The sequence below is a fragment of the Pseudomonas sp. A125 genome, assembly GCF_055409485.1.
This window is the reverse complement of sequence record NZ_JBUZVP010000007.1, coordinates 13108-34034: the sequence shown is the minus strand read 5'-3', so window position 1 is coordinate 34034 and position 20927 is coordinate 13108. Positions and strand designations below refer to the sequence as shown.

Below are 20927 nucleotides of genomic sequence, written 5' to 3'. Positions count from 1 at the left end.
CCGCCGACGCTAAGACCAAGCGGGCAGCCCAACAGGTTTAAAAACGAATGAATGCTCTAGCCCGCCGCGCTGCAGGCCTGCTGTTCAGCACAGTTTGTCTGCCCCTTTCAGCTTTGGCTGCCGACCCACAACCCACCCACGAATTCACCCTGGACAACGGCCTCAAGGTCGTCGTGCGCGAAGACCATCGCGCCCCGGTGGTGGTTTCCCAGGTCTGGTACAAGGTTGGCTCGAGCTACGAAACCCCGGGCCAGACCGGTTTGTCCCACGCCCTGGAACACATGATGTTCAAGGGCAGCGCCAAGGTCGGCCCAGGCGAAGCTTCGCTGATCCTGCGGGACCTGGGCGCCGAAGAAAACGCCTTCACCAGTGATGACTACACCGCCTACTACCAAGTGCTGGCCCGTGACCGCCTGGGCGTCGCCTTTGAGCTGGAAGCCGACCGCATGGCCAGCCTGCGCCTGCCGGCTGACGAATTCAGCCGCGAGATCGAGGTGATCAAGGAGGAGCGCCGCATGCGCACCGACGACAACCCGATGTCCAAGGCCTATGAGCGCTTCAAGGCCATGGCGTACCCGGCCAGCGGCTATCACACGCCGACCATCGGCTGGATGGCCGACCTGGACCGCATGAAGGTTGAAGAGCTGCGCCACTGGTACCAATCCTGGTACGTGCCGAACAACGCCACGCTGGTGGTGGTGGGCGACGTGACCCCGGATGAAGTCAAAACCCTGGCCCAGCGCTACTTCGGCCCGATCCCCAAGCGCGACGTGCCTGCGGCGAAAATCCCGCTGGAACTGGCCGAGCCCGGCGAGCGCCTGCTGACCCTGCATGTGCGAACCCAATTGCCGAGCGTGATCCTCGGTTTCAACGTGCCGAGCCTGGCCACCGCTGAAGACAAACGCTCGGTCAACGCCCTGCGCCTGATCTCGGCCCTGCTGGACGGTGGCTACAGCGCGCGCATCTCCACGCAACTGGAGCGCGGCGAAGAGCTGCTCTCCGGCGGATCTTCGAGCTATGACGCCTACACCCGTGGTGACAGCCTGTTCACCCTGACCGCCACGCCGAACCTGCAAAAGAAAAAGACCGTTGCCCAGGCTGAAGCCGGCCTGTGGCGCCTGCTGGATGAGCTGAAGGCCAAGCCACCCAGCGCTGACGAACTGGAGCGGATCCGCGCCCAGGTCATTGCCGGCGTGGTTTACCAGCGCGACTCGATCACCAGCCAGGCCACGGCCATCGGCTCCCTGGAGACCGTCGGCCTGTCCTGGAAACTCATGGACACCGAGCTTGCCGAGTTGCAAAGCGTTACCGCCGAAGACATCCAGAAAGCTGCGCGCACCTATTTCACCCGCGAACGTCTCAGCGTCGCCCATGTTTTGCCTGAGGAGACCGCTCATGAGTGAACGTAAAAACAACCGCCTGGTGCTGCCCGGCCTGATCGTAGTCACGTTGGCTGCTGCGTGCGTGGTGTATTTCCTGCGCCCGAGCGAATCCGTTGCCAGCCCGGCGCTGGAGCAGGCCAAGTCCGCCAACAGGCTGCAATCTTTAGCAGAACTGGACAACAAGGCACCGACCAATCGCAAGCTCGACGTGCAAACCTGGACCACCGCCGAAGGCGCCAAGGTACTGTTCGTCGAAGCCCATGAACTGCCGATGTTCGACATGCGCATCCTGTTCGCCGCCGGCAGCAGCCAGGACGGCACCACGCCGGGCCTGGCGCTGTTGACCAACGCGATGCTCAACGAAGGCGTGCCGGGCAAGGACGTCAGCCAGATTGCCGCCGGGTTCGACGGCCTGGGGGCTGATTTCAGCAATGGCGCCTATCGCGACATGGCGCTGGTTTCCCTGCGCAGCCTGAGTGCCAGCGACAAACGTGAGGCGGCCCTGGCCCTGTTTGACGACGTGATCGGCAAGCCGACCTTCCCGGCCGACTCCCTGGCACGCATCAAGAACCAGCTGCTGGCGGGCTTCGAATACCAGAAACAGAACCCCGGCAAACTGGCGAGCATCGAGCTGTTCAAACAACTCTACGGTGACCATCCTTACGCCCATCCAAGCGAAGGCTCTGCCCAGAGCGTGCCGAAGGTGACCCTCGCGCAGTTGAAGGACTTCCACGCCAAGGCCTACGCCGCCGGCAACGCGGTGATTTCGGTGGTGGGCGATTTGTCCCGCGCAGAAGCCGAAGCCATGACCGCCAAGGTGTCCGCGTCCTTGCCCAAAGGGCCGGCGCTAGCGAAGATTGCCCAACCGCTGGAGCCGAAGGCTGGCACCACGCATATCGAGTTCCCGTCCAAGCAGACAACATTGCTGCTCGCACAACTGGGCATCGACCGTGCAGACCCGGACTACGCCGCGCTGTCCCTGGGCAACCAGATCCTCGGCGGCGGTGGCTTCGGCACCCGCTTGATGAGCGAAGTGCGCGAGAAACGCGGCCTGACCTACGGCGTATACTCCGGCTTCTCACCGATGCAGGTGCGCGGCCCGTTCATGATCAACCTGCAAACCCGCGCTGAAATGAGCGCCGGCACGTTGAGGTTGGTGCAGGAGGTGCTGGCTGACTACCTCAAGACCGGCCCGACACAAAAAGAACTCGACGACGCCAAGCGCGAACTGGCCGGCAGCTTCCCGCTGTCTACCGCGAGCAACGCCGACATCGTCGGGCAGCTGGGCGCCATGGGTTTCTACAACCTGCCGTTGAGCTACCTTGAAGATTTCATGAAACAATCCCAGGCGCTGACCGTTGATCAGGTCAAAGCTGCTTTGAACAAACATTTGAGTGCCGACAAAATGGTCATCGTGACCGCCGGCCCGACGATTGCGCAAAAGCCACTACCGCCCCCCACTGATAAACCCGCCGAGCAACCGCTCGGGGTTCCGGAGCATTAATGGCCCGTCCATCCCGTCCCAAAAAACCTGTCCACAACGTTCACAACGGTGTGGGCCAACTGCGCATCATCGGCGGCGAGTGGGGCAGCCGTAAACTGAGCTTCCCCGACGTCGTAGGCCTGCGCCCGACGCCGGACCGCGTGCGTGAAACCCTGTTCAACTGGCTCGCGCCGTACATCGCCGGAGCCAAGGTACTGGACTCGTTCGCGGGCAGCGGCGCGTTGTTCCTGGAGTCGTTATCCCGTGGTGCCGCATTGGGCCAGGCGCTGGATGCCAGCAATGTGGCGGTTGCCAGCCTCAAGGAACACCTGGGCACCCTGCGTTGTACCACCGGCCAGGTGCAGACTGCTGATGCGCTGCGCTACCTGGAAACCCAGGAAGCGCGTGAGTTTGACGTGGTGTTCCTCGATCCGCCGTTTAACCAGAACCTGCTGCCGACTGTGTGTGCGCTGCTGGAAGAGCGTCAGTGGCTGGCTCCGGATGCCTGGATCTACACCGAAAGCGAGACGGCGCCGTCTACACTGGGCCTGCCGGGCAATTGGCGCCTGCACCGCGAGCAGAAATCCGGGCGGGTGTATTACGCGTTGTGGCAACGTACGACACAAAGCTAACCCTGTGGCGAGGGAGCTTGCTCCCGCTGGGCTGCGCAGCAGCCCCAAAGCAGGTAACGGTGGTTTCCTGAGAGATTGAGGGGTTAGCGTTTAGGGCCGCTTCGCAGCCCAGCGGGAGCAAGCTCCCTCGCCACAGCAAGCTCCCTCACCACAGCAAGCTCCCTCGCCACAGCAAGCGCCCTCGCCACAGGTTGCTCATCCGCCCTGCCACCTGCCGCGAGAACCATCGTGTCAAAAACGCCCGACCGCTTCACCCCCGCCTTCGGCCTCGGCAACCCGCACCTGCAAACGCTGTGGGGGCCGCTGTGGCGCAAAACCACTCACATCGAACGCCCGCGCGAGCGGTTGTGGCTGGCAGACGGCGACTTTCTCGACCTGGACTGGCATGGGCCGCATGATGCGCGCACCCCACTGGTGCTGGTACTTCACGGCCTGACCGGTTCGTCCAACTCGCCTTACGTCGCCGGCCTGCAAAAAACCCTGGCGGCTCAAGGCTGGGCCAGCGTGGCGCTGAACTGGCGTGGCTGTTCCGGCGAACCCAACCTGCTCGCTCGCAGCTACCATTCCGGCGCCAGCGAAGACTTGGCCGAAACCATCGCTCACTTGCGAGCCAAGCGACCGTTGGCGCCGCTGTATGCGGTGGGTTATTCCCTCGGCGGGAATGTGTTGCTCAAGCACCTGGGTGAAACCGGCGAAGACTCCGGGCTGCAAGGTGCGGCAGCGGTGTCGGTGCCGTTTCGCCTGGACCAGTGCGCTGATCGCATCGGCCTGGGCTTTTCACGGGTGTACCAGAAGCACTTCATGCGTGAAATGCTCGCCTATATCCGCGTCAAACAGAGCCGGTTCCTAAAGGATGGGCGCGAGGCTGGCCTGAAAACCCTGGCCGACCTGGGCTCGCTGGAAAAGATGCGTACGTTCTGGGACTTTGACGGCCGGGTCACCGCGCCGCTGCACGGTTTCCTCAGTGCCGAGGACTATTACCGCCGCGCCTCCAGCCGCTATTACCTGGGCGCGATTCGCACACCGACCCTGATCATCCAGGCGGCTGACGATCCATTTGTATTCGCCCACAGCCTGCCGGAGGCCAGCGAACTGTCGGATTGCACCGAGTTCGAATTGCTGGCCAAGGGCGGGCATGTGGGGTTTGTGGATGGCACGCTGAAACAGCCGGGCTACTACCTGGAACGACGCATCCCAGAGTGGCTGCTGACACAACACGGATAAAAATGCGGGAGCCGGCTTGCTTGCTCCCACACTTTGGATCAGACCGGGTCAGGCAGACCTCAGTCGCCTGTTGCAACTTCCCGCTGTGGATCAGTGATCCACTCGCTCCACGACCCCGCGTACAATTTACCCAACGGGTAACCCGCCAGGCACAGCGCGAACAGGTTGTGGCACGCCGTCACGCCCGAACCACAATAAGCCACCAGCTCATCCGGCGAGCGGTCTTGCAGCCTGGCGGCGAAGCGTTGCTTGAGCTGGTCAGCCGGCAGGAAACGACCGTCGCTGCCCAGGTTCTCATTGAACGCCGCACACTGCGCGCCCGGGATATGCCCGGCAACCGGATCGATCGGCTCCACGTCACCGCGAAAACGTGGCTGGGCGCGCGCGTCGATCAGGGTCAGGCCCGGCTGGCCGAGGCGCTTTTGCAGGTGTTCGGCGTCCAGTTGCAGGTGGTTGTCCGGCGTGCCGCTGATGGCCCCGGGCTCGATCACCGGGGCATCCAGGCTCAGGGGGAAGCCCGCCGCGTGCCAGGCTTTGAGGCCGCCATCGAGGATGAACACGCCGTCGCGCTTGCCCAGCCAGGCCAACAGCCACCAGGCACGGGCGGCGAAAGCGCCGGGGCCATCGTCGTACAGCACGATGTCGCTGCTGGCGTTAACGCCCCAGGCCCGCAGCTGCCGGGTAAACGCGTCCGCCGCCGGCAACGGATGGCGCCCGGTCACACCCTTGGTCACCGGCCCGCTGAGATGGCGTTCCAAGTCCGCATACTGCGCCCCTTCGATATGCCCTTCGGCGTAGCTGCACAGGCCGTAGTCCGGGTCTTCCAGGGCAAAGCGGCAATCAAGGATCACCAGCCCGCTGGACTTCTGGCGCTCGGCCAGTTGCTGGGGGCTGATCAGTTGGGCAAGCGGCATGACTGACTCCTGTGACGACGTTAACGTTCGGGAAACATCCTACTTCACTTCTTCCAGCGCCTGATTCAACGGCACGTAAAACTCTTTGAACAGCGCGTCCACCGCGTCCCTGGCCTTGGGGGTGATAAACCCGGCTTCCAGCACCAGCACCTGGTACACACCGCGCTTGATCGCCTCGGCGCTCAGGTGCGTGGACTTTTCATTGGTGGTGCACAGAAAGCGCACCCACGACGTGAGGATGATCCAGGCGTTGAGGGTCAGGGCTTCGGTTTGCACCGGGTCCATGTTCAGAATGCCAGCGTCGACAAAGCCCTGGTAAATGGCCGAACCCTGGATCAGGCAGCGCTGGGAAAACCGCCGGTAGCCGGTGGCCAGCTCCGGGTCGCTTTCCAACAGGTGTTCGAGGTCGCGGTGCAAAAAGCGGTAGCGCCACATGCCGGCGAGCACCGCCTGCAGGTAGAAACGCTTGTCTTCCACGGTGACCGCGCGGCCTTGGGGCGGGCGCAGGAAGCTGTCCACCAACGCTTCGTACTCACGAAACAGTACCGCGATAATCGCCTGCTTATTGGGGAAGTGGTAGTACAGGTTGCCCGGGGAAATTTCCATATGGGCAGCGATATGGTTGGTGCTGACACTGCGCTCGCCCTGCTGGTTGAACAGCTCCAGGCTGGTTTGCACAATGCGCTCGCTGGTCTTTACTCGTGGTGCCATGGGAAATCAACTTCTAGACCCGTGATACCGGCATCTTACGGACTATCCTTGTCCGGATAAATCGGTACGTTCGTGCAATGTTATTTGACAATTTAGAGCAATGACTCTAAAAACTGAAGCATTCCAATAACAATCGGGAACTTCGCCATGTCTGCCAACGTTGCCTACCTGCAAGATTCCCCGGCGCTGGACCAGCTCCAGGCCCTGTTCGACGCCCAACGCCGGGCGTACGCGGCCAACCCGATGCCGCCGGCCGCCCAGCGCCAGCAATGGCTCAAGGCCCTGCGCGACTTGTTGAGCGATGAACGCCAGGCGCTGATCAACGCCATCAGCCGTGATTTCAGCCACCGCAGCGCCGACGAAACCCTGTTTGCCGAACTGATGCCCAGCCTGCATGGCATTCACTACGCCAGCAAACACCTCAAGGGCTGGATGAAACCTTCCCGTCGTGCTGTAGGCATTGCCTTCCAGCCCGCGTCAGCCAAGGTCATCTATCAACCATTGGGTGTGGTCGGGGTGATCGTGCCCTGGAACTACCCGCTGTACCTGGCCATCGGTCCGCTGGTGGGCGCATTGGCGGCTGGCAACCGGGTGATGCTCAAACTCAGCGAATCCACCCCCGCCACTGGCCTGCTGCTCAAGACGCTGCTGGCGAAGATCTTCCCTGAAGACCTGGTGTGCGTGGTGCTCGGCGAAGCGGAAGTAGGCATGGCATTTTCCAAACTACGCTTGGACCATCTGCTGTTCACCGGCGCCACCAGCATCGGCAAACATGTGATGCGCGCGGCAGCCGAACACCTCACGCCCGTCACCCTGGAACTGGGCGGCAAATCACCGGCGATTGTTTCCGCTGACGTACCGCTGAAAGACGCTGCCGAACGCATCGCCTTCGGCAAGGCACTGAACGCTGGGCAAACCTGCGTGGCGCCGGACTACGTGCTGGTGCCGGAAGACCGTGTAGACGGGTTCGTCGAGGCCTACAGCAAGGCGGTTCGCGGGTTCTACCCGACCCTGGCCGACAACCCGGACTACACCGCAATCATCAACGAACGACAACTGGCCCGGCTCAACGGCTACGTCAAAGACGCTACCGACAAGGGCGCCACCCTGGTCCCGCTGTACGACCAGGGCCAGGATCGCCGCATGGCCCACAGCCTGCTGCTGAATGTCAGCGACGAGATGACCGTGATGCAGGACGAAATCTTTGGCCCGGTGCTGCCGATCGTGCCGTATCGCGGCCTCGACCAGGCCTTCGCCTACATCAATCAGCGCCCTCGCCCACTGGCGTTGTATTACTTCGGCTACAACAAGGCGGAACAGAATCGCGTATTGCACGAAACCCATTCCGGCGGTGTGTGCCTGAACGACACCTTGCTGCACGTGGCCCAGGACGACATGCCCTTTGGCGGCATCGGCCCGTCGGGCATGGGCCACTACCACGGCCATGAAGGCTTCCTGACCTTCAGCAAGGCCAAGGGCGTGCTGATCAAGCAGCGCCTGAACGCAGCCAAGCTGATTTACCCGCCTTATGGCAAATCCATCCAGAAGTTGATTCAGAAGCTGTTCGTCCGCTAACAACCCCATCACCGGGATAACAATAAGAATGAACCCTAGCCTGACTGAATCACCCGCGCTGTCACGGCGCGGCGTCCTGAAAATAGGCCTGTGCGCCAGCGCCTTCCTGGCCACCGCCGGGCTTGGCGCCAGCCTCAGCGGCTGCTCCAGCAGCACCCCGGCCAGCGGCTTTGCGATGTTGCGCAGCAGTGACCTGCCGTTTTTACGGGCGGTGATCCCGGTGCTGCTCGAAGGCGCAGCCAGCGCCGAGGCAGTAGTGGCCGGAATCGACGACACCCTGAAAAAACTCGATTTCAGCCTGCAACACCTGTCGCCCGAGATGTTCAAGCTGACCCAGCAACTGTTCGACGTACTGGGCATGGCCATCACCCGCGGGCCACTGACCGGGGTGTGGGGCAGTTGGGAAAACGCCAGCGCCGAGCAAATACGCAACTTCCTGCACCGCTGGGAAAACAGCTACCTGAACCTGCTGCGCATGGGCCAGGGCTCGCTGCTCAAGTTGGTGATCATGGCCTGGTATTTCCGCCCCGGGTCCTGGGCCCATTGCGGCTACCCCGGCCCACCGAAAATCTGATTCGCATCCCTATAAAAACAAGAGAAGCCCCTGATGCCCGTACCTGATGTGTTCCGCGATGGCATGGCCCGCGGCTGGAAAACCCACAATGGCGCCGCCCTCGACCAGGACCTGTCCCTGGAGGCCGACGTCGCGATCATCGGCAGCGGCGCCGGCGGCGGTACCACTGCCGAAATCCTCAGCGCCGCCGGCTACAAGGTGCTGTTGATCGAAGAAGGCCCGCTGAAAACCAGCGACGACTTCAAGCTGCTGGAGGATGAGGCCTACGCCAGCCTGTACCAGGAAGGCATCGGCCGCATGAGCAAGGACGGCGCTATCACCATCCTGCAGGGCCGCGCCGTGGGCGGCACCACGTTGATCAACTGGACCTCCAGCTTTCGCACCCCCGACCCGACTCTCGCCCACTGGGCCAGCGAGTACGCGGTAAAAGGCCACAGCAGCGCCGAGATGGCGCCCTGGTTCGAAAAAATGGAACAACGCCTGGGCATCGCGCCCTGGGCCATGCCGCCGAATGCCAACAATGACGTGATCCGCAAAGGCTGCGAAAAGCTCGGCTACAGCTGGCACGTGATCCCGCGCAACGTGCGCGGCTGTTTCAACCTGGGGTATTGCGGCATGGGTTGCCCGGTGAACGCCAAGCAATCGATGCTGGTGACGACCATCCCGTCTACGTTGGAAAAAGGCGGCGAACTGCTGTACCTGGCCCGCGCCGAACGCCTCAAATTCAGCGGCGACACCATTACCAGCCTCGAATGTGTGGCCATGGACTCATACTGCGTGGCACCCACCGGTCGCAAAATCACGGTGAAAGCCAAGCACTACGTACTGGCCGGCGGCGGCATCAACAGCCCGGCGCTGCTGATGCGCTCGGACGCACCCGACCCCCATTCGCGCCTGGGCAAACGCACCTTCCTGCACCTGGTGAATTTTTCTGCAGGGCTGTTCGACGAGGTGATCAACCCGTTCTACGGTGCCCCACAGTCGATCTATTCCGATCACTTCCAATGGCAGGACGGCACCACCGGAAAAATGTCCTACAAGCTCGAGGTGCCGCCTTTGCACCCCGGCCTGGCCAGTACGTTGCTGGGCGGTTACGGCACGCAAAATGCCCTGGACATGGGCCAACTGCCCAACACGCACGCCATGCTTGCCCTGCTGCGGGACGGCTTTCACCCGGACAGCCCGGGCGGCAGCGTCGAATTACGCGGCGATGGCACACCGGTGCTCGATTATCAGGTCTCGCCCTACGCCTGGGACGGCCTGCGCCGGGCGTTCCACAGCATGGCCGAGATTCAGTTTGCCGGCGGCGCCAAGTCGGTGATGCCGCTGCACGGGGACGCGCGTTACGTGAACACGTTGGCCGAGGCCCGTAGCATGATCGACGGCTTGAACCTCGAATTGCACCGTACGCGGCTCGGCAGCGCTCATGTGATGGGCGGTTGCGCGATGGGTGAAGAACCGAAAAACGCCGTGGCGGACAGCCTTGGGCGGCATCACCAGTTGCGCAACCTGTCGATTCACGATGGCTCGCTGTTCCCCACCAGCATTGGGGCAAACCCGCAGTTATCGGTCTACGGATTGACCGCGCAACTGGCGACAGCACTGGCCGAACGTCTGAAAACAGCGTGAAAAACCGGGGTATTCGCGGTGTCTATAGTGCTTTCTTCTGAACGAGGCGACTTGGAACACCGGTAATGCTGCGATACCATCCGGTTCCCCAACGGACTCCGCCAGGACGACGCGATGAACCGAGTGTTGTACCCAGGTACCTTCGACCCAATCACCAAGGGCCATGGCGATCTGGTCGAACGCGCCTCGCGCTTGTTCGACCATGTGATTATCGCGGTCGCTGCCAGCCCCAAGAAAAACCCGCTGTTTCCCCTGGAACAGCGTGTGGAGCTGGCCCGTGAGGTCACCAAGCATCTGCCCAACGTTGAAGTGGTCGGCTTTGCCACGCTGCTGGCGCACTTTGCCAAGGAACAGAACGCCAATGTGTTCCTGCGCGGTCTGCGGGCGGTGTCGGACTTCGAATACGAATTCCAGCTAGCCAACATGAACCGCCAACTGGCGCCGGACGTAGAAAGCCTGTTTCTTACGCCGTCGGAGCGTTATTCGTTCATATCCTCGACATTGGTGCGAGAAATCGCGGCGTTGGGCGGGGATATCACCAAGTTCGTGCACCCGGCTGTGGCGGATGCGCTAACGCTGCGATTCAAGAAATAATCCCGGACTGTAGGTTTGTTGTGGTGAGCTGGCTTGCTGTGGTGAGCTGGCTCATGTGGTGAGGGGGCTGCTGTGGTGAGGGGGCTTGTCCCCCGCTGGGCTGCGAAGCAGTCCTAATAAAGACGCCGCGGGGTTTCAGGTAAAACCCCGTCGCCTGGGTTGGGGCCGCTACGCGCCCCAGCGCGGGGCAAGCCCGCTCACCACAGCAAGCCCGGTCACCACAGCAAGCTTGCTCACCACAGCAAGTCCCCTCACCACAGCAGCCAGCTCACCACAACAAGCCCCCTCGCCACAGGGGCGCCAATGCGGCACAATTGCGCGCATTAGTTTTCAGATGCCTTGGCTGACAGCCCTGGCAGGAGTTTCCATGTCCCTGATCATCACCGACGATTGCATCAACTGCGACGTCTGCGAACCCGAGTGCCCGAACGCTGCTATTTCCCAGGGTGAAGAGATCTATGTGATCGACCCCAACCTGTGCACCCAGTGTGTCGGCCACTACGACGAACCCCAGTGCCAGCAGGTCTGCCCGGTGGATTGCATCCCGCTGGACGAAGCTCATCCTGAAACGGAAGAGCAACTGATGGAGAAGTACCGGCTGATTACCGGGAAGGCCTAAGTCTGGCACCGCGGGCAAAACACACTTGCCCGTTGCCCCAGCGTCACACTGCGCAACTCGGTCCCACAGACCTTGCACGCCTCGCCACCACGGCCATAGACGAACAATTCCTGCTGGAAATACCCCGGCTGCCCGTCGCCGCCAATAAAGTCGCGCAGCGTGGTACCGCCGCGTTCGATCGCCGCCGCCAGGATGCGTTTGATCTCGATCGCAAGTTTCAGGTAACGCCCACGGGAAATACCCTTGGCTTCCCGGCGCGGGTCGATACCGGCGGCAAATAACGCCTCCGTCGCGTAGATATTGCCCACGCCCACCACCACTGCGTTGTCCATGATGAACGGCTTGACCGCCATCGACCGCCCTCGGGACAGCTGGAACAGCCGCTCGCCGTCAAACAGGTCGGTCAAAGGCTCCGGCCCCAGGCGAATCAGCAGTTCATGGTTCAGCGGGTCAAGGCTCCAGAGCATCGCGCCAAAGCGCCGCGGGTCGGTGTAGCGCAGGGCCAGGCCCGACTCCAGCTCGATATCCACATGCTCATGCTTGGCCGCCGGGCTGCCGGCTTCCACCAGGCGCAAGTTGCCCGACATGCCCAAGTGACTGATCAAGGTGCCGACCTCGGCATTGATCAACAGGTACTTGGCCCGCCGCTCCACCAGCACGATGCGTTGACCGGACAGGCGCACATCCAGGTCTTCCGGGATCGGCCAGCGCAGGCGGCGCTCACGCACCACCACACGGCTGACCCGCTGGCCTTCCAGATGCGGCGCAATACCGCGCCGGGTGGTTTCGACTTCGGGTAACTCGGGCATGTTTACCTCTTGGAAAAAGGGTTAGTGCGCGCCCAGCTCGCGGATCGACAACTTCAAACTCTCGAAGTCGTAGTCCGACAGGCCGATGTGGTCCAGCACCAGCGGGGCGATGGCGTTCCACTCATGGTCATCTGCCTGGTTGCCCAGCACGCGGTAGGAGGCGCAAATGTGCTCGGCCATTTTCAGGATCGCCAGCAGGTTTTTCAGTTGCGGCTTGTGGTTGGACTCGTCGCTGAAAATCGCCAGGGCGTTGTGGTGATTGGCAATGGCGTCGGTCACATGCTCCGGCAGGCGCCAGGATTTGGCGGTGTAGTAACCCACCACGGCATGGTTGGTGTTGAACGCCCGGTTCTCGGTATCGACCACGCGGCATTCCGGGCTGGCGCTGGCGTAGGCTTGTTCCAGCACGCTCATGTAGTTCGGGAAACGCTTGAGCATCAACGGCACGCCGCAATCGTGGAACAGCCCCAAGGCGTAGGCTTCATCGACGGCCTGGCTGCCGGTGCGCTTGGCCAGGGCCAGGCAGGTCATGGCCACGTCCTGGGCGGTGTCCCAGAAACGGTTGAGGGTGACGATGGTGTCGTCGCTCATCTCGCCCTTGATCGACTGCGCATTGATCAGGTTGACGATAGAGCGGCTGCCCAACAGATTCACCGCGCGCTGGATCGAGACAATCTTGTTGCTCAGGCCGTAATACGGCGAATTGACGATCTTCAGCAGCGAGCCGGAGAGGCCCGGGTCTTGCGCGATCAGCCGGGCAATCACTTCCAGGTCCGGATCAGGCATGTACTGCTCCATCTGCAAATCCACCATGATTTGCGGTTGAGGCGGTACGCTGATGCCTTGGAGGCTCTGTTGGATCTGTTCGGCGGATAGCTCTTGGGACATAGGGGGCACACTCTGGACTAGGCGGCGATTCTAACCTTTATGGCAACCGGGCTGACACCTCAAAAACCCGAACTGAAACCAGCTGCCACAGGGATATCACAACCCACATGTCCGGCGGCGCCGCCAAGTACTACGCAACACGGTATACTCCCGCTCTTTTTTCCGGAGCGACGTCATGTCCCTGCCAAGCCTGCGTCTCAAAGCCAACGCCGATCGTCGTTTGCGCAACGGCCACCTGTGGGTCTACAGCAACGAAATCGACGTGGCCGCCACACCTCTTCATGGCTTCCAGGCAGGCGACCAAGCGATCCTGGAAGCAGCCGGCGGCAAGACCCTCGGCATCGTGGCCATGAGCCCGAACAACCTGATCTGCGCCCGCCTGCTGTCGCGCGACATCAAGCTGCCACTGGACAAGTCGCTGCTGGTGCACCGCATCAACGTGGCCCTGTCCCTGCGCGATCGCCTGTTCGACAAGCCGTTCTACCGCCTGGTGTACGGCGATTCCGACCTCTTGCCGGGCCTGGTGGTTGACCGTTTCGGCGACATCCTGGTAGTGCAGATCGCCTCGGCGACCATGGAAGCCCACAAGGAAGACGTGATCGCCGCACTGACCCAAGTGCTCAAGCCAAGCGGCATCCTGTTCAAGAACGACTCTGCTGCGCGTGATGCCGAAGGCCTCAACCGCTACGTCGAAACCGTGTTCGGCCTGGTGCCGGAGTGGGTTGCCCTGGAAGAAAACGGCGTGAAGTTCGAAGCGCCGGTGATCCAGGGCCAGAAAACCGGCTGGTTCTACGACCACCGCATGAACCGCGCCCGCCTGGCCCCGTATGCCAAAGGCAAGCGCGTACTCGACCTGTACAGCTACATCGGCGGCTGGGGCGTGCAAGCGGCGGCCTTCGGCGCCAGTGAAGTGTTCTGCGTCGACGCCTCCGCCTTCGCCCTCGACGGTGTTGAGCGCAACGCGGCACTGAACGGCGTTGCCGAGAAGATGACCTGCATCGAAGGCGACGTGTTCGAAGCCCTCAAAGAGCTGAAAGCCAGCGAAGAGCGCTTCGACGTGATCGTGGCCGACCCGCCTGCCTTCATCAAGCGCAAGAAAGACATGAAAAACGGCGAAGGCGCCTACCGCCGCCTGAACGAGCAAGCCATGCGCCTTCTCAGCAAGGACGGCATCCTGGTCAGCGCATCGTGCTCGATGCACTTGCCGGAAGATGACCTGCAAAACATCCTGCTGACCAGCGCCCGTCACCTGGACCGCAATATCCAGATGCTCGAACGCGGCGGCCAGGGCCCGGATCACCCGGTGCACCCGGCGATTGTCGAGACCCGGTATATCAAGAGCATTACTTGCCGGTTGTTGCCCAATAGCTAAGTAACATCGCGGACCAAATGTGGGAGCTGGCTTGCCTGCGATAGCATCACCGCAGGGTATCTGACATACCGAGGTGCTTGCATCGCGGGCAAGCCCGGCTCCCACACAAGTCTGTATAGCTTCCCGCAACGGTTTTGATTGAATTCCATTTTTCGCAGACTAGTATCGGTTTCTGGTTTCACTCCGGAAAACAACAACAATGTCTGAGTCCTATTCCCAGTCGATTGGCGACGCAAAACGCCAACAGTTCTCGCGTTTCATCCTCATCACCAGCATCTCCCTGATCAGCTTTTTCCCGATCAATATCCTGCTGCCCTCCTTTCCTGCCCTCGCCGCGAAGTTCGACACCTCAACCGCCGAGGTCGCCTTATCCATCAGCCTGTTCACGCTGGTATTTGCGATTTCCCAACTGATCGCCGGCCCGCTTTCAGACAAATTCGGGCGCAAGGAGGTGCTGCTGGGCTGCATCGTGGTTTCCACCCTCGGCTCTATCGGCTGCGCACTGGCGAGCAGTTACCCGAGCTTCCTGCTGTTTCGTGCCCTGCAGGCCATTGGCTGTGGCTTTTTTGTGCTCGGCCATGCGCTGGTGGAAGACCTGTTCGAAGAACAGGACCGCGCCCGCATCCGCATCTACTACATGACCCTGAGTGGATCGTTTGTCGCGCTGTCGCCGCTGCTCGGCTCCTGGCTGCAAACCACATTTGATTGGCAGGGCAGCTTTTATGGGTTTGCGGTGATGGCGCTGGGCATGTTTATCCATGCCTGGCTGATACTGCCGTCCAAGGCGGCCAGCCCTGAAAGAGCGCCGGTTTCGATCATCGCCACGCTGAAATCCATCGCCGCAAACCGCGACTTCATCCGCTATTGGTGGATCGCCGCGCTGGTATTCGCGTGTTACTTCGCGTTGATCAGCGTGACGCCGCTGATATTCATGGATGAGTTGAAGCTGTCCGAATACCAGTACGCGGTGGTGCTGATGGTGTACGGCATCGCCTATCTGCTGGGCGGCGTGGCGGCGAGCGCCCTGCAAAAACACATCTCGCTCACGCGGCAAATCAATATCGGGCTGGGCCTGCTGGGCGTCGCGGGCGTGTTATTGGCGCTGATCATCAGCTTTGAGGCCATGACCACCATCAGCCTGCTCATCCCAATGCTGATCAGCGCCCTGGCCGTGACCCTGGTTCGCCCCGCCGCGATTTCCGCGGCCATGCTGCTGTTCTCCAGCAGCGCCGGCACCGCCGCCTCGGCCGGCAACAGCATCATGTTCATCACCGCCGCCGTCAGCAGCGCCGCGCTCGCGCAAGCCGGGGCCAACTTGTTGATGACCATCGCCATCAGCTTCATCGTCTTCAGCGTTTGGGGCGTGCTGACGAACATTAGAGTCGGACACTAACTGCCTCCCACTCCGCCCTCCCACTGTAGGAGCGAGCTTGCTCGCGAAAAACGTATAGGCGACACGGGCTACCTGATAGCGCTGCGTTATCGTTGACGTTTTCGCGAGCAAGCTCGCTCCTGCAGGTAGACGGCCATTCCCTCCGGCCGCCAGCGGTGTAGAATCGGACCTATTCATCGCCAGTCATCCCCCGGCGGGTTTATGAGCTCAAGGCCAATGCGCACGGCGATCCCGCAGCGTTTGAGGCAACTTCCGGACACACGGCCATTTTCTGAGTGTTCCAGACGTCAATAGAAGCTCACTTCCCCTTTAGCACCTGATTAGCACCTGATTAGCCGCCCGGAGAGCTCCAATGCCCGATTACCGCTCGAAAACATCCACCCACGGTCGCAACATGGCCGGCGCCCGCGCACTGTGGCGCGCCACGGGGATGAAAGATGACGACTTCAAAAAGCCGATCATCGCGATTGCCAACTCGTTCACCCAGTTCGTACCCGGCCACGTCCACCTCAAGGACCTGGGCCAACTGGTCGCCCGCGAGATCGAACGCGCCGGCGGTGTAGCGAAAGAATTCAACACCATCGCCGTGGATGACGGCATCGCCATGGGCCATGACGGCATGCTGTATTCCCTGCCGAGCCGCGAGATCATCGCCGACTCCGTGGAATACATGGTCAACGCCCACTGCGCCGACGCCATCGTGTGCATCTCCAACTGCGACAAGATCACCCCGGGCATGCTGATGGCCTCCCTGCGCCTGAACATTCCGGTGATCTTTGTCTCCGGCGGCCCGATGGAAGCCGGCAAGACCAAACTCGCCTCCCACGGCCTCGACCTGGTGGACGCCATGGTCATCGCCGCCGATTCCAGCGCTTCTGACGAGAAGGTCGCGGAATACGAGCGCAGCGCCTGCCCTACCTGCGGTTCGTGCTCCGGCATGTTCACCGCCAACTCGATGAACTGCCTGGTGGAAGCCTTAGGGCTCGCCTTGCCGGGCAACGGCTCGACACTGGCCACCCACAGCGACCGCGAGCAACTGTTCCTGCAGGCCGGGCGTACCATCGTCGAGCTGTGCAAGCGCTACTACACCGATAACGATGAGTCGGTGTTGCCGCGCAACATCGCCAACTTCAAGGCGTTCGAAAACGCCATGACCCTGGACATCGCCATGGGCGGTTCCACCAACACCATCCTGCACTTGCTGGCCGCCGCGCAAGAAGCCGAGATCGACTTCGACCTGAAAGACATCGACCGCCTGTCGCGCCACGTGCCGCAACTGTGCAAAGTTGCGCCGAACATCCAGAAATACCACATGGAAGACGTGCACCGCGCCGGCGGGATCTTCTCGATCCTGGGCTCCCTGGCCCGTGGCGGCCTGTTGCACACCGACCTGCCGACCGTGCACAGCAAATCCCTGGCCGAAGGCATCGCCAAGTGGGACATCACCCAGACTGACGACGAAGCCGTGCACACCTTCTTCAAGGCAGGCCCGGCCGGTATCCCGACACAAACCGCGTTCAGCCAGTCGACCCGCTGGGAAACCCTGGACGACGACCGTGAAAACGGCTGCATCCGCAGCGTCGAGCACGCCTACTCCCAGGAAGGCGGCCTGGCCGTGCTGTACGGCAACATCGCCCTGGATGGCTGCGTGGTAAAAACCGCCGGTGTGGATGAGTCGATCCACGTGTTTGAAGGCCGCGCCAAGATCTACGAAAGCCAGGACAGTTCGGTACGCGGCATCCTCGCGGACGAAGTGAAAGAAGGCGACATCGTCATCATCCGCTACGAAGGCCCGAAAGGCGGCCCGGGCATGCAAGAGATGCTCTACCCGACGTCGTACCTGAAATCCAAAGGCCTGGGCAAAGCCTGCGCCTTGCTCACCGACGGCCGTTTCTCCGGCGGCACGTCGGGCCTATCCATCGGCCACGCGTCGCCTGAAGCCGCTGCGGGCGGCGCCATCGGCCTGGTGCAGGATGGCGACAAGGTACTGATCGACATTCCGAACCGTTCGATCAACCTCTTGATCAGCGATGAAGAACTGGCGGCACGCCGGGTCGAGCAGGACAAGAAAGGCTGGAAGCCGGTGGAGAAGCGTCCGCGCAAAGTCACTACCGCGCTGAAGGCTTACGCCCTGCTGGCCACCAGTGCCGACAAGGGTGCGGTACGTAACAAGGCGATGCTGGACGGCCTGTAAGCCTCGCCCATAAAAAATGCCCCGCCAGGTGCGGGGCATTTTTTTGCCTGGAGAAAATCCCCCAGAACGCAGGAGATCAAAAAATGTAGGAGCTGGCTTGCCTGCGATAGCAATCTGTCAGTTGATACATCTGCGGACAGACACACCGCCATCGCAGGCAAGCCAGCTTCCACACTGATCGCGGTATTACTGAATCTCGTCCGGCTTGACGATCACCCAGTTTTTATCCGCGGTCACCGGCAACCCTTCCTTGGCCTGGGCCGCCGCGTGCTTGGCCATCATGCCGTTGAGCTGGGTCATGTATTTGTCTTTGCGGTTGATCCACAGGTGGATGCCGCCCTTGGCCACGTCCACATCGTGGAACAGCATGTAGCCGTCACTGGTCGGTGTGTCGCCACCGACGATCACCGGTTTTTTCCACTCGTCGATATAGGTCAGGATCGCCGCATGCTTGCCGGCCATCCAGGTCGCAGGGGTCCACAGGTACGGGGTGAGTTCCAGGCCGAGGTTGGCCTTCTCGTCATACTTGCCAGCGGCAATCTGTTTGCGTGCGGTGGTCAACTCGCCAGTCTTGCGGTCTTTGAGCAAGGTGCTCACGCCAATGACGTTCTCGGGTTTGACGTTGTAGCCGTACTTCGGATCGGCAGCGACCATGCGCACCAATTCCTCGGATGCGGCCGTCATCACGTAGACCTCAATGCCGTTTTCCATCAGCTTGTTGAACAATTCAGCCTGGCCGGTGAAGACTTTCGGCGGCTGCACGTCCATGTTCTTGACCACGTCACCGTCGTAATAGGTGACCGGCACCGGCTTGCCCGACGCCATCATTTCGTCGACGTAACCTTTAAGCTCCTTGAGGGTGAAGCCGGAGAAAATCTGCGCGACCCACGGGTAGCAAACCATGTCGTCGACTTCGCAAAGGCGGTAGTAGTAGCTCAACAGGCTTTCCTTGTGGTCGGCGGTGTCTTTGAACGGGATCAGCTTCAGGGAAGGGTCCATGGTGTCGCGGGTGATCAGGCCCTTGTTTTCCAGGTACGGCAGCAACGACTCTTCAAGGTCGTAGCGGTAACTGGTGTTGTCCATGTCGAATACCGCGAAGTTGCCCTTGTTGGCATTGGCGGCGATCATCGTGTCCAGTTGCTTGGCGGCAGCCGCCGGCCAGTGTTTCAACTCGGTGGCGGCAAAGACCTGGCTCGCAAGGCCCAGGCACAGCGCGGCGGCAAACAGTTTCGGCGCGAGCTTCATGTGCGTTTTCTCCCTGAGTGAAAGACATCGACGCTAACAAATCCGCGTGACAGTTATCGCCCGAGCGCGACCGCTTTCGTCGTGATCGCGCCAACACCATACGCCTGGGCGTCATCGCCTTATTCCAAAAACGACAGTGACCATTCCATAAAGGTATTAAATCAATAAATTTCAAGCTGTTAGCATTTCCGGTTCGCAATCGCAGGCTCACGCGATTGGCTGCCTTCTCAACGGAGCTTCAATGAATCTGCCCCTGATTCTCAACTTACTGGTGTTCGTGGCCCTGTTGCTGGGCCTGGCACAAACCCGCCGAACCCACTGGAGCCTCGCCAAGAAGGTCTTGTTTGCGTTGGTACTCGGCGTGATCTTCGGTGTGGTGCTGCACGCGATCTACGGTGCCGGCAACCCGGTGCTCAAGGCCTCGATCGGCTGGTTCGACCTGGTCGGCAACGGTTACGTGCAGTTGCTGCAAATGATCGTGATACCCCTGGTGTTCGCCTCGATCCTCAGCGCCGTAGCCCGCCTGCATAACGCCTCGTCCCTGGGCAAGATCAGCTTCCTGACCATCGGCACGCTGCTGTTCACCACGGCGATTGCGGCGCTGATCGGTATCGGCCTGACCAACCTGTTCGGCCTCACCGCCGAAGGCCTGGTGGCCGGCACCCAGGAAATGGCGCGCCTGCAAGTGATCCAGAGTGATTACGCAGGCAAGGTCGCCGACCTGAATATCCCGCAACTGCTGCTGTCGTTCATCCCGCAGAACCCGTTCGCCGACCTGGCCCGGGCCAAGCCGACGTCGATTATCAGCGTGGTGATCTTCGCCGCGTTCCTGGGGGTTGCCGCGCTGCAGCTGCTCAAGGATGACGTGGAAAAGGGCCAGAAAGTCCTCAACGCCATCGACACCCTGCAAGCCTGGGTGATGCGCCTGGTGCGCCTGGTGATGAAGCTGACCCCGTACGGTGTATTGGCACTGATGACCAAAGTGGTCGCCGGCTCCAACCTGCAGGACATCATCAAGCTCGGCAGTTTTGTGGTGGTGTCGTACCTGGCCCTGGGCCTGATGTTTGTGGTGCATGGCCTGCTGCTGTCGCTGGCCGGGATCAACCCGCTGCGGTTCTTCCGCAAGGTCTGGCCGGTGCTGACGTTTGCCTTCACCAGCCGCTCCAGCGCGGCGAGTATCCCGCTGAGCATTGAAGCGCAGACCCGTCGTTTGGGGATTCCGCAGTCCATCGCAGGTTTTGCCGCCTCGTTTGGCGCGACAATTGGCCAGAACGGTTGCGCGGGGCTCTACCCGGCGATGCTGGCGGTGATGGTTGCGCCGACCGTGGGCATCAACCCGCTGGACCCGCTGTGGATCGCGACCCTGGTGGCGATTGTGACCTTGAGTTCGGCCGGTGTGGCAGGCGTGGGCGGCGGTGCGACGTTTGCCGCGCTGATCGTGCTGCCGGCGATGGGCTTGCCGGTGTCACTGGTGGCGCTGCTGATTTCGGTGGAGCCGCTGATCGACATGGGCCGTACGGCGTTGAACGTGAACGGTTCGATGACGGCGGGGGCGATTACCAGCCAGATCATGCAGCAGACGGATAAAGAGTTGTTGAATGCCGATGAGCATGCGGAACTGGCGCAGGCCTGACAGACCGCTATCGCCGGCAAGCCGGCTCCTACATTTGGACCGTGTTCTTTAAAACA

General features: G+C 61.5%; 18 protein-coding genes. 13 read left to right on the top strand and 5 right to left on the bottom strand.

Annotation, left to right across the window (positions count from 1 at the left end; all coding sequences use genetic code 11):
* Positions 1 to 47: 47 nt before the first annotated feature.
* The 4 genes from ACZRN6_RS11300 to ACZRN6_RS11285 all read left to right on the top strand — a co-directional run bounded on the left by ACZRN6_RS11300 (position 48) and on the right by ACZRN6_RS11285 (position 4721).
* Positions 48 to 1403, top strand: coding sequence for a M16 family metallopeptidase (locus tag ACZRN6_RS11300; RefSeq protein ID WP_322148143.1), 1356 nt, complete (start codon positions 48 to 50; stop codon positions 1401 to 1403).
* A complete protein-coding gene (locus ACZRN6_RS11295; protein WP_322148144.1) occupies positions 1396 to 2886 on the top strand; it encodes a M16 family metallopeptidase in 1491 nt (496 codons plus the stop codon). The genes ACZRN6_RS11300 and ACZRN6_RS11295 overlap by 8 nt, the downstream gene beginning before the upstream one ends.
* On the top strand, positions 2886 to 3497 hold the full coding sequence (gene rsmD / locus ACZRN6_RS11290) for a 16S rRNA (guanine(966)-N(2))-methyltransferase RsmD (protein WP_464007968.1): 612 nt from the start codon (positions 2886 to 2888) through the stop codon (positions 3495 to 3497). The genes ACZRN6_RS11295 and rsmD overlap by 1 nt, the downstream gene beginning before the upstream one ends.
* A 228-nt stretch (positions 3498 to 3725) precedes the next feature.
* The gene (locus tag ACZRN6_RS11285; protein ID WP_464007967.1) at positions 3726 to 4721 is read left to right on the top strand and encodes a hydrolase; all 996 of its coding nucleotides are present in this window, start codon (positions 3726 to 3728) and stop codon (positions 4719 to 4721) included.
* Between the two features lie 59 nt (positions 4722 to 4780).
* Here ACZRN6_RS11285 and ACZRN6_RS11280 read toward each other — a convergent pair whose 3' ends face one another.
* Both ACZRN6_RS11280 and ACZRN6_RS11275 read right to left on the bottom strand, forming a co-directional pair.
* Positions 4781 to 5635: a sulfurtransferase gene (locus tag ACZRN6_RS11280; RefSeq protein WP_464007966.1), complete on the bottom strand. Its 855-nt coding sequence runs from the start codon at positions 5633 to 5635 to the stop codon at positions 4781 to 4783.
* Positions 5636 to 5674: 39 nt separating this feature from the next.
* Positions 5675 to 6346: a TetR/AcrR family transcriptional regulator gene (locus tag ACZRN6_RS11275; protein ID WP_322148148.1), complete on the bottom strand. Its 672-nt coding sequence runs from the start codon at positions 6344 to 6346 to the stop codon at positions 5675 to 5677.
* 147 nt (positions 6347 to 6493) lie between these two features.
* Between ACZRN6_RS11275 and ACZRN6_RS11270 the strand changes: the two genes are divergently transcribed.
* From ACZRN6_RS11270 to ACZRN6_RS11250, 5 genes are all read left to right on the top strand, one after another.
* Complete coding sequence (locus tag ACZRN6_RS11270; RefSeq protein WP_464007965.1) at positions 6494 to 7921, top strand: coniferyl aldehyde dehydrogenase; 1428 nt, start codon at positions 6494 to 6496, stop codon at positions 7919 to 7921.
* A gap of 28 nt (positions 7922 to 7949) precedes the next feature.
* The gene (locus ACZRN6_RS11265; RefSeq protein WP_322148150.1) at positions 7950 to 8495 is read left to right on the top strand and encodes a twin-arginine translocation pathway signal protein; all 546 of its coding nucleotides are present in this window, start codon (positions 7950 to 7952) and stop codon (positions 8493 to 8495) included.
* Between the two features lie 33 nt (positions 8496 to 8528).
* The gene (locus tag ACZRN6_RS11260) at positions 8529 to 10124 is read left to right on the top strand and encodes a GMC family oxidoreductase (RefSeq protein WP_322148151.1); all 1596 of its coding nucleotides are present in this window, start codon (positions 8529 to 8531) and stop codon (positions 10122 to 10124) included.
* A 114-nt stretch (positions 10125 to 10238) separates the two neighbouring features.
* Positions 10239 to 10718: a pantetheine-phosphate adenylyltransferase gene (gene coaD, locus ACZRN6_RS11255; RefSeq protein ID WP_049711086.1), complete on the top strand. Its 480-nt coding sequence runs from the start codon at positions 10239 to 10241 to the stop codon at positions 10716 to 10718.
* A gap of 367 nt (positions 10719 to 11085) precedes the next feature.
* A complete protein-coding gene (locus ACZRN6_RS11250; RefSeq protein WP_003213796.1) occupies positions 11086 to 11337 on the top strand; it encodes a YfhL family 4Fe-4S dicluster ferredoxin in 252 nt (83 codons plus the stop codon).
* On the opposite strand, the gene mutM is transcribed toward ACZRN6_RS11250, so the two are convergent.
* Positions 11334 to 12146: a bifunctional DNA-formamidopyrimidine glycosylase/DNA-(apurinic or apyrimidinic site) lyase gene (mutM, locus tag ACZRN6_RS11245; protein WP_010167752.1), complete on the bottom strand. Its 813-nt coding sequence runs from the start codon at positions 12144 to 12146 to the stop codon at positions 11334 to 11336. The two genes, ACZRN6_RS11250 and mutM, sit on opposite strands and share 4 nt — an antisense overlap.
* 21 nt (positions 12147 to 12167) lie before the next feature.
* A complete protein-coding gene (locus tag ACZRN6_RS11240) occupies positions 12168 to 13034 on the bottom strand; it encodes an HDOD domain-containing protein (protein WP_464007964.1) in 867 nt (288 codons plus the stop codon).
* A 175-nt stretch (positions 13035 to 13209) separates the two neighbouring features.
* Between ACZRN6_RS11240 and ACZRN6_RS11235 the strand changes: the two genes are divergently transcribed.
* The 3 genes from ACZRN6_RS11235 (at position 13210) to ilvD (ending at position 17993) form a co-directional block, all read left to right on the top strand.
* The gene (locus tag ACZRN6_RS11235; protein WP_053127951.1) at positions 13210 to 14406 is read left to right on the top strand and encodes a class I SAM-dependent rRNA methyltransferase; all 1197 of its coding nucleotides are present in this window, start codon (positions 13210 to 13212) and stop codon (positions 14404 to 14406) included.
* Positions 14407 to 14605: 199 nt separating this feature from the next.
* The gene (locus tag ACZRN6_RS11230; RefSeq protein ID WP_464007963.1) at positions 14606 to 15799 is read left to right on the top strand and encodes an MFS transporter; all 1194 of its coding nucleotides are present in this window, start codon (positions 14606 to 14608) and stop codon (positions 15797 to 15799) included.
* A 352-nt stretch (positions 15800 to 16151) separates the two neighbouring features.
* Positions 16152 to 17993: a dihydroxy-acid dehydratase gene (gene ilvD, locus ACZRN6_RS11225; RefSeq protein WP_322148156.1), complete on the top strand. Its 1842-nt coding sequence runs from the start codon at positions 16152 to 16154 to the stop codon at positions 17991 to 17993.
* A 186-nt stretch (positions 17994 to 18179) separates the two neighbouring features.
* Here the strand turns inward: ilvD and ACZRN6_RS11220 are convergent, their stop codons facing one another.
* Positions 18180 to 19238 (bottom strand): HAD family hydrolase, encoded by a 1059-nt coding sequence (locus ACZRN6_RS11220; RefSeq protein ID WP_464007962.1) that lies wholly within the window; start codon positions 19236 to 19238, stop codon positions 18180 to 18182.
* Between the two features lie 241 nt (positions 19239 to 19479).
* Here ACZRN6_RS11220 and ACZRN6_RS11215 point away from each other — a divergent pair, with 241 nt between their 5' ends.
* Positions 19480 to 20871 (top strand): L-cystine transporter, encoded by a 1392-nt coding sequence (locus ACZRN6_RS11215; RefSeq protein ID WP_177086853.1) that lies wholly within the window; start codon positions 19480 to 19482, stop codon positions 20869 to 20871.
* Positions 20872 to 20927 lie beyond the last annotated feature (56 nt).

Bases quoted from the DNA above. Each gene is read 5' to 3' on its own strand.
- ACZRN6_RS11300 (WP_322148143.1), top strand. From the start codon at position 48: ATGAATGCTCTAGCCCGCCGCGCTGCAGGCCTGCTGTTCAGCACAGTT.
- ACZRN6_RS11295 (WP_322148144.1), top strand. From the start codon at position 1,396: ATGAGTGAACGTAAAAACAACCGCCTGGTGCTGCCCGGCCTGATCGTA.
- rsmD (WP_464007968.1), top strand. From the start codon at position 2,886: ATGGCCCGTCCATCCCGTCCCAAAAAACCTGTCCACAACGTTCACAAC.
- ACZRN6_RS11280 (WP_464007966.1), bottom strand. From the start codon at position 5,635: ATGCCGCTTGCCCAACTGATCAGCCCCCAGCAACTGGCCGAGCGCCAG.
- ACZRN6_RS11275 (WP_322148148.1), bottom strand. From the start codon at position 6,346: ATGGCACCACGAGTAAAGACCAGCGAGCGCATTGTGCAAACCAGCCTG.
- ACZRN6_RS11270 (WP_464007965.1), top strand. From the start codon at position 6,494: ATGTCTGCCAACGTTGCCTACCTGCAAGATTCCCCGGCGCTGGACCAG.
- ACZRN6_RS11265 (WP_322148150.1), top strand. From the start codon at position 7,950: ATGAACCCTAGCCTGACTGAATCACCCGCGCTGTCACGGCGCGGCGTC.
- ACZRN6_RS11260 (WP_322148151.1), top strand. From the start codon at position 8,529: ATGCCCGTACCTGATGTGTTCCGCGATGGCATGGCCCGCGGCTGGAAA.
- coaD (WP_049711086.1), top strand. From the start codon at position 10,239: ATGAACCGAGTGTTGTACCCAGGTACCTTCGACCCAATCACCAAGGGC.
- ACZRN6_RS11250 (WP_003213796.1), top strand. From the start codon at position 11,086: ATGTCCCTGATCATCACCGACGATTGCATCAACTGCGACGTCTGCGAA.
- mutM (WP_010167752.1), bottom strand. From the start codon at position 12,146: ATGCCCGAGTTACCCGAAGTCGAAACCACCCGGCGCGGTATTGCGCCG.
- ACZRN6_RS11240 (WP_464007964.1), bottom strand. From the start codon at position 13,034: ATGTCCCAAGAGCTATCCGCCGAACAGATCCAACAGAGCCTCCAAGGC.
- ACZRN6_RS11235 (WP_053127951.1), top strand. From the start codon at position 13,210: ATGTCCCTGCCAAGCCTGCGTCTCAAAGCCAACGCCGATCGTCGTTTG.
- ACZRN6_RS11230 (WP_464007963.1), top strand. From the start codon at position 14,606: ATGTCTGAGTCCTATTCCCAGTCGATTGGCGACGCAAAACGCCAACAG.
- ilvD (WP_322148156.1), top strand. From the start codon at position 16,152: ATGCCCGATTACCGCTCGAAAACATCCACCCACGGTCGCAACATGGCC.
- ACZRN6_RS11220 (WP_464007962.1), bottom strand. From the start codon at position 19,238: ATGAAGCTCGCGCCGAAACTGTTTGCCGCCGCGCTGTGCCTGGGCCTT.
- ACZRN6_RS11215 (WP_177086853.1), top strand. From the start codon at position 19,480: ATGAATCTGCCCCTGATTCTCAACTTACTGGTGTTCGTGGCCCTGTTG.